This is a genomic window from Pseudomonas sp. RT4P38 (assembly GCF_054897765.1).
The window spans coordinates 4,776,683-4,789,402 of record NZ_CM142703.1 but is presented as its reverse complement, the minus strand read 5'-3'; the positions used below and the strand labels follow the sequence as shown (position 1 = coordinate 4,789,402).

Sequence of the window (12,720 nt, the reverse complement as noted above, 5' to 3'; positions counted from 1 at the left end):
TGTCGTTCGATTTCATGAAAATTCTTGAGATCGGCCCAGTATTCTTTCTGGAGAGTGGATGACACGTCCCTCGATTTTGCTACTGCTGTGTTGTTCGTTGCTGCTGCCGATGCCGGCGGTTGCGCGTCTGGCCGGGCCGCTGCAAGCCGTGCCTTCTAGCAAAGTGCGCGACTTGGCGGAAATCCGCAGCAGTCGTGTGCTTCGGGTGTTGGTCAACCAGAGCCGTAACAGCTCCGGCGAAGTTCAGGGCCAGGCCATCGGTGTTGAATACCACCGTTTGCGCGCTTTCGAGCAATACCTCAACGGTCACGCCCGTGACGGTCAGGAAATTACCCTTAAGATCATTCCCAAAGCCAAGGATCAACTGATTGGCGCTTTGCAGCGCGGCGAGGGTGATCTGGTCGCACCGGGGGAGCTGCTCGACCTGCAACCGGGTCACGCGGTCCGCACCAGTCAACCGATTGCCAGCAACATCCCGTTGGTCCTGGTGGGGATCAAAGGCGAGCGACGTTACACCCGTCTCGAACAACTCTCTGGCAAAACCCTGGCGTTGCCCACCGGCAGTGCCGCCGGGGACGCAGTCAGTCAGATCAATCAAAAGCTCGCGCTGCACAAGCTGCCACCGGTCAAAATCGAGTGGGTCGATCCCAGTCTGGCGGTCGAGGACGTGCTGGAGATGGTCCAGGGCGGAATCTTTCACCTGACTATCGTCGAACAACCCATTGCCGAGCGCTGGGGCAAGATCCTGCCCAAGTTGCGTTTCGATCGGCAGGTGCTCATCAGTGAGCCGGGCGAAGAGTTCTGGTTCGTGCGCCGCGACGCCTCAATGTTGCGGGCGAGCATTGATCGTTTCCTGCCTGGTTACAAAAAGCCATCGGATCAGGACGCAGCGTTCCTGCGAATTTATCGACGCCTGTATCAAGTGCACTATCCATTGGCCAAAGCTGATCGGCAGCGCCTCGAAAAACTTCGACCGGTGCTGCAGAAGCACGCCGAAGCCCAAGGCATGGACTGGCTGAACCTGGCGGCACTGGCGTTCAAGGAATCGGCCCTGCAACCCAATGCTCGCAGTGGCAGCGGCCCTACCGGCCTGATGCAGATCACCCCGTCCGCAGCCGAGCGGGTGGGGGTCAACAACATTCAGAATCTGGACGCCAATGTGCAGGCCGGTGCCAAGTACCTGGCGATGATCCGTCGCAAGTTCTTTGCCAGCCCCAAACTCAACGAGCGCGAGCGCATGGCGTTCGTGCTGGCGGCCTACAACATGGGGCCGGAGCGGGTGCAGGGCATGCGCGCCGAGGCTCGTCGGCGCGGTTTGAATCCCAATCAGTGGTTCTTCCAGGTCGAACGCATCGCCATGGAGCAGGTGGGAATGGGGGCTGTCAGCTATGTTAATAGCGTGAACAAGTATTACCTGGCGTTCGATCGGGAGCGGGAGTCGTTGGAGCCCGAGGGGCAGAAAGTTGCCTCACGTAAATGATCGAATAAACTGATTGTAATGGCGAATTTATTGCGCTTTTAACATGAGATTTGCTGATTAATATAGCGGCCAACCACCACACACTGACAATGGATGACACAGCATGAGCTCACTGATCAACAAGGTACTGTTTACCCGCGCTGGCTACGGCCTGACCGTTCTGAGGATTTTCGTCGGCATCATCTTCGCTGCCCACGGCTCGCAGAAACTTTTCGGGGCGTTCGGTGGTTACGGTCTGGCCGGCACCGCGCAGTACATGGAGAGCATCGGTCTGGCACCGGGCTACCTGATGGCGACGCTGGCGGGCGGTACCGAGTTCTTCGGTGGTCTGGCCCTGATCATCGGGCTGCTGGCACGCCCGGCAGCACTGGGTCTGACCTTCCTCTCGCTGGTCGCCATTTTTACAGTGCACATCAGCAACGGTCTGTTCATGGCCAACAACGGTTATGAATTCGCCCTGGCCCTGCTCGGCGGCAGCATCGCGGTGCTGATCGAAGGCGCCGGCAAGCTCTCAGCTGACCGCGCCATCGCCGGCTAATCGCTCTGTCTCAACAAAAAGGCTCGCATTGCGCGAGCCTTTTTTGTTGTGCGTCATTCTTGACACTGTCCGGTCAGCTTCTCTAGGATGCTGCCCATGCGCCGATTTAAACAGCTACTTGCGGGGCGCCAGGTGACTCGTTCAGTTGCCGATAGAAGCTTGATTCAGGCTTCGAAATACCGCTAAAGCGCTGGTTCGGTGTTGCCTCTCACCTGCCATGCAGACTTTTGAGGCAGAGACACGACACGATGAATGCATTAAGCCCCGTTGTACGCCCCGCGCCGATCACGGCACATCTCACCCAGCGCAATCCAAAAATCCTGCTTGGCGGCAAACATCAGCCGACACTCTTGCGTTATCTCGATGGCTGGCCACGTCGCACCGGTGGGCCTGCGGCCTTCCTGATCCAGTTTGTCGAAGACGGTGAATCGCTGGCTCGATTTACCAGCGACAGTTTCGATCTGGCGGTGATTCAATCGCCCAGTCTCGAGGACGCCTCCGAAGTGATCAAACAACTGACTCGCGTGGCCCGGCAAGGGCTGATTACCCGCCGTTGAGGCTTAGAGCGCTGCGGCTCAAAGATAGTCGATCGCCACGATATACACGCACTGCTCGCCGGTCGGTGTCTGGACCCGAACTTCCGCGTCCAGCGCCTTGCCGATCAGGGCGCGAGCCAGCGGTGAGTCGATGCTGATCAGGCCCTGTTTCAAATCCAGTTCATCCGGCCCGACGATGCGGTAGCGCGACTCTTTGCCGTCCTCGTCTTCGATCGTCACCCAGGCGCCGAAATAGACCTTGTTCGGATCGCTGGGCTTCTCACTGACGACCTTGAGCGCTTCCAGCCGTTTAGTGAGAAAGCGCACGCGGCTGTCGATCTCGCGCAGCATCTTTTTGCCGTAGGTGTATTCGGCGTTTTCCGAGCGATCGCCCTGTGCCGCGGCCTCGCTGACCGACTGTGTGACCTGCGGCCGCCGAACATGCCAGAGCTCATGAAACTCGGCCCGCATCCGCGCTTCACCTTCGGGGGTGATCAGCGCGGTGCCAGCGGTGCGGGGAGGGCGATAACGGCTCATGGCAACTTCTTTTGGTAGAGAGAGCTTGAGTCTATCAACCCTCGCGCAAGACTGTCAGGGGGCTGGCGTTCAGCGCACGGCGCGTACCAAACACACCGGCTCCCCCGATCAGCACCGCACCGATCAGTGGCAGTACCAACAACCACGGATGCGGGTGCCACGGCAGGTCGAAGGCGTAGCGGTAGAGCACCATACTCACCAGTTCCGAACCCAGCGCTGCCAACAATCCGCTGACCGCCCCAAGCAAACCGAACTCGATTCGCCGGGCCTTGACCAACAATTGCCGCTCGGCCCCCAGCGCTCGCAACAAGGCGCCTTGGCGAATGCGTTCATCGAGCGTCGCCTGCAAGCCTGAAAACAACACCGCCATCCCCGCCGCCAACACGAACAACAGCACGTACTCCACCGCCAGGGTGACTTGGGCGAGGATGCTGCGCAGCTGTTCGAGCAAGGCTTCGACTTGCAAGATGGTCACCGCGGGGAAGGCTCGCGACAGATCCACGATTTGCTGATCATGACCGGCCGCCAGATAAAAACTGGTCAGGTAGGTCGCCGGCAGATCCTTCAGCGTGCCGGGCTGGAAGATCATGAAGAAGTTAGGCTGGAAGTTGTCCCAGTTGACCTCCCGCAGGCTGGTGACTTTTGCTTCGCGATTGACGCCGCCCACGGTAAACACCATGTGATCGCCCAGCTTGAGCTTCAGGCTTTCGGCGACTTTGCCTTCCACCGATACGCCGGGAATTTCGTCCGGTGTCTGTTCGGTCCACCAGTTGCCCGCCGTGAGTTTGTTGCCCGCCGGCAAATCCGCCGCCCAGGTCAGGCTCAGGTCGCGCTGGATCGCTCGATCACCGGCCGATTCCTTGCTGACGATTTCCTGCACCGGCTCGCCGTTGACGCTGATCAGCCGTCCAGGTACCACCGGGTATAGCGGCGCCGATTGCGCCGACAGTTTGATCAGGCGATCGATGAATGCCTGTTTGTCCGCCGGCAGGATGTTCAGCGCGAAATAGTTGGGCGCGTTTTTCGGTAGCTGGTTTTGCCAGGTGTCCAGCAACTCACCGCGCAGCAGTGCGATCAGCGCCATGGACAGCAGAATCAATCCGAAGGCCAGGGATTGCCCCGCGGCCGCCAGTGGGTGACGCAGCAATTGGCCCAGCCCGAGGCGCCACGGCAAAGAGGCGCGCGCCAGCATTCGACGCAGGCTCTTCAGAAGCAGCAACAGCAAGCCGCCAAGCACCAACGCCGCGATCACACCGCCACCGAGCAGGGCGAAGGTCAACACCAGGTCCAGGCTCAGACGCCACATGATCAGCCCAAGGGCGCCCAATGCCGCACCGTAAACCATCCAGGTGCTGGACGGAATCGGCAGCATGTCCCGACGCAATACCCGCAATGGCGGAACCCGGCCCAGTGCCGCCAGTGGCGGCAAGGCAAAACCGGCCAACGCCACCAATCCGGTGCCGATCCCGGCGATGGCTGGAAACAGACCGCCCGGCGGAACGTCGGTCGGCAATAAATCATGCAACAGCGCGAACAGACCCAACTGCGCGAACCAGCCGATGAGGGCGCCGCTGATACTGGCGAGCAGTCCAAGCACCGTCAGCTGCAAACTGAACAGCACCATGGTTTCCCGCCGGGACAGCCCCAGGCAACGCAGCAATGCACTGGCATCGAATCGGCGCGTGGCGAAGCGTGTCGCCGACAGCGCCACCGCCACACCGGACAGCAAAACGGCGACCAGACTGGCCATGTTCAAGTAGCGCTCGGCCTTGCCCAGCGCACCACCGATCTGTCGGTTGCCATCGCGGGCATCCTGCAAACGCTGGTTGGCGGCGAGGCCGGGTTTGATCAATTGACGATAGGTTTCCAGCGCCTCGGCTTTACCGCGCCAGAGTTCGCGGTAACTGACCCGGCTGCCGGGTTGCACCACACCCGTCGCCTCGAGGTCGCTGAGGTTGATCAGCACTCGCGGCGTGAGGCTGTAGAAGTTGCCGGCGCGGTCCGGTTCGTACGTCAGCACTCGCGCCAGCTTCAGGGTTTGCATGCCGACATCGATGCTGTCGCCGATCTTCAAATTTAGCGCTGTCAGCAGTCGCGCTTCGACCCAGGCTTCACCGGGTTTCGGTCCGCCGCCAGGCTCTTCCGGGGCGAAGGGCGCCGGGGCACTTTTCAGTTCACCGCGCAGTGGGTAGACCTCATCGGCGGCTTTGATACTGGACAGCTGAATGCCGTTGTCAGTGGCGATGACGCTGGAGAATTCCACCACTTGAGCGTGTTCGAGGCCCAGCTCCGTGCCGCTTCCGATCTGTTCGGGCCGTGCCGGCGAACTGCCTTCCAACAACAGGTCAGCGCCGAGAAATTCGGTGGCGCGCAGCATCATGGCGCCGTTCAGGCGGGCACCGAAGTAGCCGATGGCGGTACTCGCGGCGACGGCGACCAGCAAGGCGAAAAACAATACCCGCAACTCGCCGGCGCGGGCGTCGCGCCGCAGTTGGCGGATGGCAAGACTGAACAGGCGCAACAGCGGCAGGCGTGCCATCAAGGCTCCAGAGGGGCGACCAGCAGGCCGGCTTCAAGGCGGATCAGGCGCCGGCAGCGATGTGCCAGGCGTTCGTCGTGGGTCACCAGCACCAGGGTTGTGCCGCGTTCCTGGTTGAGCTCGAACAGCAGATCGCTGATGCGCTCGCCGGTGTGGCTGTCGAGGTTACCGGTGGGTTCGTCGGCAAACAGCACATCGGGTTCGGCGGCAAACGCACGGGCAATCGCCACGCGTTGCTGCTCGCCACCGGAAAGTTGGCGTGGCGAATGGGTCAGCCGCTGGCCCAGGCCGACCCGTTGCAGCAGCTCGGTGGCGCGTTCACGGGCGTCTTTGCGTCCGTCGAGTTCCAGCGGCAGCATGACGTTTTCCAGGGCGTTGAGGCTGTCGAGCAGATGAAAGGACTGGAACACAAAACCGACATGCTCGGCCCGGATGCGCGCGCGCTGGTCTTCGTCGAGGTTGCTCAGGGCTTGCCCTGCGAGGGTGACGTCGCCGCTGCTTGGCAGATCGAGGCCGGCGAGCAGGCCCAGGAGGGTGGATTTGCCGGAACCGGAGGCGCCGACAATCGCCAGGCTGTCGCCCTTGTTCAGTTCCAGGCTGAGTTCGTGCAGGATAGTCAGTTCACCTTCCGCGCTGGGAACCACTTTGCTGAGGTTCTTCGCGGTGAGAATGCTTGCGCCCATGGAGAATCCGATGCGTGTGTGGTTTTTGAGTGCTGGCCTGGCCTTGATGTGCATGGCCCAGAATGCAGCGGCGGGTACAGTCCTGATCGTTGGCGATAGTATCAGCGCCGGTTTCGGGCTGGATACCCAGTTGGGATGGGTATCCCTGCTCGAGCAACGGCTCAAGCGCGAAGGTTTCGACGACAAGGTGGTCAATGCGTCCATCAGCGGCGACACCAGCGCCGGAGGCCAGGCGCGCCTGCCCGCGCTGCTTGCAGAGCATAAGCCTGAGTTGGTTATCCTCGAGTTGGGCGGCAACGACGGGTTGCGCGGAATGCCCCCAGCTAATTTGCAACAAAACCTTGCATCGATGATCGACAGCTCCAGGAACAGTGGTGCCAAGGTGCTTTTGCTCGGCATGCAGTTGCCACCCAACTACGGCGTTCGTTATACCGAGGCCTTCGCGAAGGTCTACAGCACCCTGGCCGAGGAAAAAAAGATCCCGCTGGTGCCGTTTTTTCTCGACGGCGTGGGCGGTCATCCGGACTTGATGCAGGCCGATGGCTTGCACCCGACTGTCGGGGCTCAGGACAAGTTGCTGGAAAATGTCTGGCCGACACTGAAACCGCTGCTTTGACGCTTTTCTAGCGGCGGTGTTTCGGCTAAGGTGGCGCCCCCGATTTGGAGCCCCCGATGCCACGTCCTGCCTGGTCCCTTTTTGCCTACCAACTGATCGAGCCTGACGAACAGCTGGATCTGTTCGCCTGCCAGGAAGTGCGGGTACATCTGGTGACCCGTCAGCTGGAGCTGGGCGGCTCGGCGGACCGGACCTTGTGCGGTAGCCTGCTGCCAGCACAACCGCGCTGGTCGAGCGTCGAACGCCGAGTGTTCCAGGACCAGCGCCTGTGCTCGCTGTGCCGGGCCATTCTGGAATCGCAAAAACGCGGCACATCGCCGATCTGGCCAGAGCTGCGTTTCGAGCTTTAGAACCCGATAGATTGCTTGCTATCGGTCAACTCCCCGATTTTCCAGGCGCCGGTGTACAATCCCATTTTTACACCCTTGTCGATCATGCGAAGGATTTTCCGGATGTTGCCGCGCTTTCCTGCCGTCACCCGCTACCTGTCTCTCGCCGCCCTCTGTGTGGCGGGTCCCGTAGCAGCATTGGAGCTGCCCCTGCCACCGCCCGGTGAAGACATCATCGGCCAGGTCCAGGTGATCAAGGCCAAGTACGAAGACACCTTCGCCGACCTTGGCACCACCTACGATCTGGGCTATTCGGAAATGGTCGCGGCCAACCCTGGCGTCGATCCATGGTTGCCGGGCGCTGGCACCGAAGTGGTGCTGCCGACGCGCTTCATCCTGCCGCCGGGCCCGCGTGAAGGCATCGTCATCAACCTGGCTGAATACCGCCTCTATTACTTCCCGAAAGGCCGGAACGTGGTGTACACCTTCCCGCTGGGTATCGGCCGTGAAGGCTGGGGCTCGCCGATTGCCCATACCAGCATTATCGCCAAGACGCCGAACCCGACCTGGACCCCTCCAGCGTCGATCAAGGCCGAGCACCTTGCCGATGGCGATCCGCTGCCGAACGTGGTGCCGGCAGGCCCGGACAATCCGTTGGGGCCGTTCAAATTCACGCTGGGCACGCCGGGCTACCTGATTCACGGTTCGAACAAGAAGTTCGGCATCGGCATGCGCACCAGCCACGGTTGCTTCCGCATGTTCAACAACAACGTGCTGGAAATGGCGGGCATGGTGCCGGTAGGTACGTCGGTACGCATCGTCAGCGATCCGTACAAATTCGGCGTCAGTGGCGGCAAAGTGTATCTGGAAGCGCACACACCGCTGGACGACAAGGGCAACCCCTCTGTAGTCGACAAGCACACCGCGGTGATCAATGCGATGCTCAAGCGTGAGGACATCACCAACAACCTGCGCATGAACTGGGATGTAGTGCGCGACGTGGTTGCCGCTGAAGATGGCCTGCCGGTGGAAATCGGAGTGCCGAATAGTGCTTCCGCGCCGATGGTGACGAGTGCACCGATCGACCCGCTGCAGTAATGCTTGAACAGAACCCGCCGACGCTGACTGCGCCGGCGGGTTTTTTATGGCCTGCACAAAACGCCGGGCAATAAAAAAGCCGACCCAAAAAATGGGTCGGCTTGATAACAATCCCGAAGGATTATTACTTGCGGCTAGCTTTGTCCAGCATGCGCAGAGCACGCTCGTTAGCTTCGTCAGCAGTCTGTTGTGCTTTTTGAGCAGCAGCCAGAGCTTCATCAGCTTTACGGTAAGCTTCGTCTGCACGAGCCTGGGAGCGAGCAGCTGCGTCTTCAGTAGCTGTCAGACGTGCTTCGGTTTCTTTCGATACGCTGCTGCAACCGGTAGCCAGAACTGCGGCCAGAGCCAGAGCAGAGAATTTCAGAACGTTGTTCATCGTGTTCCCCTTCAAGGACTTTCTATTAAGTAGCTGTCTCCTCAGAGTGAGGGAATAGCCGGCGTACATACTACCCATTACTTGTCGTAAGTAAACTGACGTAAAGCAAGAAGCAAAAAAAATTGTAGGCGTTGATTCTTTTTCGAGCAACTTTTAACTGCATTGTTTAAAAAATATCCAGCTGGGAGGCCCGAGTTGAGCGAGCCGCCGAAGAAAGGTTCCGTGCGCTCACAGCTCTTTTCCGAGTCTTGGCTAAAGTCTGTCTAGATGGATTCGTCTACACTTTTGTTCGGGTTTTGCGTGGCGCCTCTCATATCTTTCTCCATGTAGAGGTGACTTTAACAAAGGGCGCTCGTCTTAAGTCTCAATATCCGGCAATGTTCAGGCTATCGACCTTTCAGGATCTTCGGTCGAGCCGTCTCTGCGTAACCCGGAGCAGCACCCGCCAACCCGCGTGATGACGAGCGTATCTTGAGCATTTCTGCCAATGGCGCCTACTATTTGATACGTGCTCGGTTGCGCGAGATTGGTGCGGCTCTTCTCGGTGTCCATTCAGGCACGGGGTGGCGTAGATGTTCCTTCGCCGGAAAAACATCGGTAAGGTAGGGGTCAGAATTCCAGACCCGCGAGGAGTAGTGATGAGCGAGGCGTTGTCCATCCACCATGACCAGGCTGGTCATCAGTTCGAGACCAATGTGGACGGTCATCGTGCCTACCTGACCTATATGGATCTGGGGAAACAGACCCTGGATATCTATCGCACCTTTGTGCCCAACGCACTGCGTGGTCGCGGCATTGCGGCAGCCTTGACCGAGAAGGCGCTGGAGTACGCTGAGGAAATGGGCTACACCGTCATTCCATCGTGTTCCTACGTGGAGCGCTACATGGAACGTCACCAGCGGCATGCGGCCAAGCTGAGCCAGTAAACCGTACACATAAAAAAACGCCGGGTTAAGCCCGGCGTTTTTTTGTGCGCAAAAAACGGTGATCAGCTGCGATCACGTTTTGGCAGCACATCCTTGAGCTTGGCATGCATGCTGCGCAACGACTTTTCGGTGGCGGTCCAGTCGATGCAGGCATCGGTGATCGACACGCCGTATTGCAGGTCGGTGAGGTCTTTCGGGATCGACTGGCAGCCCCAGTTCAGATGACTTTCGACCATCAGGCCGATGATTGACTGGTTGCCTTCGAGGATCTGGTTGGCGACGTTCTCCATCACCAGCGGTTGCAGGGCCGGGTCCTTGTTGGAGTTGGCGTGGCTGCAATCGACCATGATGTTCGGCTTAATCTTCGCCTTGTTCAGCGCTTGTTCGCACAGTGCGACGCTGACCGAATCGTAGTTCGGTTTGCCGTTGCCACCCCGTAGCACCACGTGGCCGTAGGCATTGCCCTTGGTGGTGACGATCGACACGCCACCTTCCTGGTTGATACCGAGGAAACGATGCGGGCTGGAAACCGATTGCAGGGCGTTGATCGCTACGGTCAGGCCGCCGTCGGTGCCATTTTTGAAGCCGACTGCCGAGGACAGGCCGGAAGCCATTTCACGGTGAGTCTGGGATTCGGTGGTGCGCGCACCGATGGCCGACCAGCTGATCAGGTCCTGCAAGTATTGCGGGGAGATCGGGTCGAGGGCTTCGGTTGCGGTCGGCAGGCCCATTTCGGCCAGGTCCAGCAGCAACTGGCGGCCGATGTGCAAACCGTCCTGAATCTTGAAGGAGTCGTCCAGGTACGGATCGTTGATCAAACCTTTCCAGCCGACGGTGGTGCGTGGCTTCTCGAAATACACGCGCATGACCAGATACAGGGTATCGGACACTTCGGCCGCAAGCACCTTCAGGCGTTCGGCGTATTCATGGGCCGCCTTGATGTCGTGGATCGAGCAAGGCCCGATGACAACAAAGAGGCGGTGGTCGGTGCCATCAAGAATGTTGCGAATGACTTCGCGTCCCTTGGTGACGGTGCGCAGGGCAGCGTCGCTCAGTGGGATATCACGCTTGAGCTGATCGGGAGTGATCAGGGTCTCGTTGGAGGCGACGTTTAGGTCGTTGATCGGTAAATCAGCCATCGTTTACTCGTCAGGTCACGGGTGCCGGCCGCCAGCGAACCCGCGCGGCGGAGCACAGCAAATTAAGCGCGTCGGGGAGCAGAACCTTAGCGCGTTACACCGTGGCTCGACAATGGGCAGACGCCGGTTTAATCCAGCACAGCCTGTGCAAATACCCTGTGAACCGTGTCGTGAGAGAACTCATCGGCGTGCTCCTGGACCCATTCGAGGGCCAGGGCTTGAGTTTCCTGCAGGTCGTCGTGCGCGTCATGCAGGCGGCAGTAACGCTCGATCTGGCACACTTGCTCGCCCATTCGGGCACTAAACATCATCTGCTCGTCAACAAAAGCGATGCCTACCAGATAGCCGCGCTTGCGCCGCAGGCACCAGGCCACATAACCCAGAAAACGCATGTCGGGGTTTAAGGTGGGCATGCGCACTTCCAGCGCCGTACCGTGGCGCCACGCCCGGTGATAATTGCAAGCCATGCCCCCGAGGCTGATAGTGTGCAGCTGTTGCCGAGAAATACACTCAGGTTTGAGCAACGTTAATTCGACGGGCACATCGTCAGGATGAGGAATAAAACGTCCCATGAGCACGGACTCCATGTGTCGGCCATCTGACATTGTTTCACCCAGTATAGTGGTCGAATTGGAAATAACCGATTTCGACGCCGACCAACGGCTGCTGGCGATGAGCGGTGTGTCGCTGGTTATTTTCACCAGTGTCGGCTGCGCCAGTTGCCGTTTTGCCCGTGAGCAATTGCCACGACTCGATCTGGACGTCGATCGGCTGTGCTGGATTGATGCCGGGAACAATGGCGGGGTGGTCGAGCGTTATCAGGTCTTTTACTTGCCGGCGCTGTTTGTGGTGCGCGACGGTGAATTCTTCGGGGCGCTAAAATCGCGCCTGACCCGCACCGAGCTCAATGAAGCCGTGGGTCAGGCGTTGAGTCGAATTGCAGAGGAGTTGCCATGATGGGGGCAGTCACCAAACCGACAATCGGTATTATCGGCACCGGTGCGATCGGCGGGTTCTACGGGTTGATGCTGGCGCGTGCAGGTTTCGATGTGCATTTTCTATTGCGCAGTGAGTTTTCGGCGGTGGCCGAGCGCGGGTTGAAGCTCGACAGTGCGGTGCACGGCGCGCTGACGTTGAATCCGGTTCAGGCCTATTCTGCGGCCGAAGACATGCCACCCTGCGACTGGTTGCTGGTCGGCGCAAAAACTACCAGCAACACGGACCTGGTGCCGGCCATCGTTAAAGCGGCGGCACCGAATGCCAAGGTGTTGCTGTTGCAAAACGGTCTGGAAGTCGAAGACAGCTTGCGGGCGTTGCTCCCCGATTCGCTGCACGTGCTCGGTGGGCTCTGCTATATCTGCGTTCATCGCGACGGCCCCGGCGTCATCACCCATCAGGCGCTCGGCGCGGTGAATGTTGGCTATCACAGCGGCCCCGTAGCCGACGAGCAGGCGCGCATGGCAATTGTCGAGGAAGGCTCCGGGCTGTTCCGCGCCGCCGGCATCGATTCTCAGGCCATGGCGAACCTGCATCAGGCGCGCTGGCAAAAACTGGTATGGAACATCCCTTACAACGGTCTGTCGGTGCTGCTTGGGGCGAGCACTACGCCGTTGATGGCCGATGCCGACAGCCGTGAATTGATCAAGGCTCTGATGGCTGAAGTGGTTCAAGGCGCAATCGCCTGCGGTCACGACGTACCCGCCGGATATGCCGACCATCTGTTCATGATGACCGAGAAAATGCCCGACTACTGGCCGAGCATGTACCACGATTTTCTGCACAAGCGACCGCTGGAGCTGGAGGCGATTTACGCCCGGCCCCTGGCGGTGGCTAAAGCGGCAGGATGCGAAATGCCGCGAATCGAAGCCTTGTATCGCAGTTTGAGTTTTATCGATCGACGTAACATTTGAGTCGATCAACCTT

At 59.6% G+C, this 12,720-nt stretch carries 15 protein-coding genes; 9 read left to right on the top strand and 6 right to left on the bottom strand.

Annotated features, from left to right (window positions below; genetic code table 11):
• Positions 1–58 precede the first annotated feature (58 nt).
• The 3 genes from ACYZT7_RS22220 to ACYZT7_RS22210 all read left to right on the top strand — a co-directional run bounded on the left by ACYZT7_RS22220 (position 59) and on the right by ACYZT7_RS22210 (position 2,575).
• Positions 59–1,480, top strand: coding sequence for an MltF family protein (locus ACYZT7_RS22220; RefSeq protein WP_462038233.1), 1,422 nt, complete (start codon positions 59–61; stop codon positions 1,478–1,480).
• Positions 1,481–1,583: 103 nt separating this feature from the next.
• Complete coding sequence (locus ACYZT7_RS22215) at positions 1,584–2,018, top strand: DoxX family protein (RefSeq protein ID WP_462038232.1); 435 nt, start codon at positions 1,584–1,586, stop codon at positions 2,016–2,018.
• A gap of 248 nt (positions 2,019–2,266) precedes the next feature.
• Complete coding sequence (locus tag ACYZT7_RS22210) at positions 2,267–2,575, top strand: class I SAM-dependent methyltransferase (protein ID WP_462038231.1); 309 nt, start codon at positions 2,267–2,269, stop codon at positions 2,573–2,575.
• An 18-nt stretch (positions 2,576–2,593) separates the two neighbouring features.
• Here the strand turns inward: ACYZT7_RS22210 and greB are convergent, their stop codons facing one another.
• Genes greB through ACYZT7_RS22195 form a run of 3 tightly spaced genes read right to left on the bottom strand, consistent with a single transcriptional unit; the run spans position 2,594 to position 6,313 of the window.
• Entirely contained in the window at positions 2,594–3,091 is a 498-nt protein-coding gene (greB, locus tag ACYZT7_RS22205; RefSeq protein WP_008148506.1) for a transcription elongation factor GreB, read from the bottom strand.
• A 34-nt stretch (positions 3,092–3,125) separates the two neighbouring features.
• A complete protein-coding gene (locus ACYZT7_RS22200; RefSeq protein WP_462038230.1) occupies positions 3,126–5,630 on the bottom strand; it encodes an ABC transporter permease in 2,505 nt (834 codons plus the stop codon).
• Complete coding sequence (locus tag ACYZT7_RS22195; protein ID WP_462038229.1) at positions 5,630–6,313, bottom strand: ABC transporter ATP-binding protein; 684 nt, start codon at positions 6,311–6,313, stop codon at positions 5,630–5,632. The genes ACYZT7_RS22200 and ACYZT7_RS22195 overlap by 1 nt, the downstream gene beginning before the upstream one ends.
• Before the next feature lie 10 nt (positions 6,314–6,323).
• On the opposite strand from ACYZT7_RS22195, the gene ACYZT7_RS22190 reads away from it, so the two are divergent.
• The 3 genes from ACYZT7_RS22190 (at position 6,324) to ACYZT7_RS22180 (ending at position 8,356) form a co-directional block, all read left to right on the top strand.
• Positions 6,324–6,929, top strand: a complete 606-nt coding sequence (locus ACYZT7_RS22190; protein WP_462038228.1) for an arylesterase — start codon at positions 6,324–6,326, stop codon at positions 6,927–6,929.
• Positions 6,930–6,985: 56 nt separating this feature from the next.
• Positions 6,986–7,279, top strand: a complete 294-nt coding sequence (locus tag ACYZT7_RS22185; RefSeq protein WP_123432651.1) for a hypothetical protein — start codon at positions 6,986–6,988, stop codon at positions 7,277–7,279.
• Positions 7,280–7,381: 102 nt separating this feature from the next.
• Entirely contained in the window at positions 7,382–8,356 is a 975-nt protein-coding gene (locus ACYZT7_RS22180) for a L,D-transpeptidase family protein (RefSeq protein WP_403141492.1), read from the top strand.
• Positions 8,357–8,480: 124 nt separating this feature from the next.
• Here the strand turns inward: ACYZT7_RS22180 and oprI are convergent, their stop codons facing one another.
• Entirely contained in the window at positions 8,481–8,732 is a 252-nt protein-coding gene (gene oprI, locus ACYZT7_RS22175) for an outer membrane lipoprotei OprI (RefSeq protein ID WP_002553018.1), read from the bottom strand.
• A gap of 638 nt (positions 8,733–9,370) precedes the next feature.
• Between oprI and ACYZT7_RS22170 the strand changes: the two genes are divergently transcribed.
• Entirely contained in the window at positions 9,371–9,658 is a 288-nt protein-coding gene (locus tag ACYZT7_RS22170) for a GNAT family N-acetyltransferase (protein WP_008057026.1), read from the top strand.
• A gap of 62 nt (positions 9,659–9,720) precedes the next feature.
• Here the strand turns inward: ACYZT7_RS22170 and ACYZT7_RS22165 are convergent, their stop codons facing one another.
• Positions 9,721–10,797 carry a 3-deoxy-7-phosphoheptulonate synthase gene (locus ACYZT7_RS22165; protein ID WP_462038227.1) on the bottom strand — a complete coding sequence of 359 codons (1,077 nt, stop codon included), beginning with the start codon at positions 10,795–10,797 and terminating at the stop codon, positions 9,721–9,723.
• 128 nt (positions 10,798–10,925) lie between these two features.
• Positions 10,926–11,369: a PilZ domain-containing protein gene (locus ACYZT7_RS22160; RefSeq protein WP_449645423.1), complete on the bottom strand. Its 444-nt coding sequence runs from the start codon at positions 11,367–11,369 to the stop codon at positions 10,926–10,928.
• On the opposite strand from ACYZT7_RS22160, the gene ACYZT7_RS22155 reads away from it, so the two are divergent.
• A complete protein-coding gene (locus tag ACYZT7_RS22155) occupies positions 11,368–11,754 on the top strand; it encodes a thioredoxin family protein (protein ID WP_462038226.1) in 387 nt (128 codons plus the stop codon). The two genes, ACYZT7_RS22160 and ACYZT7_RS22155, sit on opposite strands and share 2 nt — an antisense overlap.
• A complete protein-coding gene (locus tag ACYZT7_RS22150; protein WP_462038225.1) occupies positions 11,751–12,707 on the top strand; it encodes a putative 2-dehydropantoate 2-reductase in 957 nt (318 codons plus the stop codon). The genes ACYZT7_RS22155 and ACYZT7_RS22150 overlap by 4 nt, the downstream gene beginning before the upstream one ends.
• Positions 12,708–12,720: the final 13 nt, after the last annotated feature.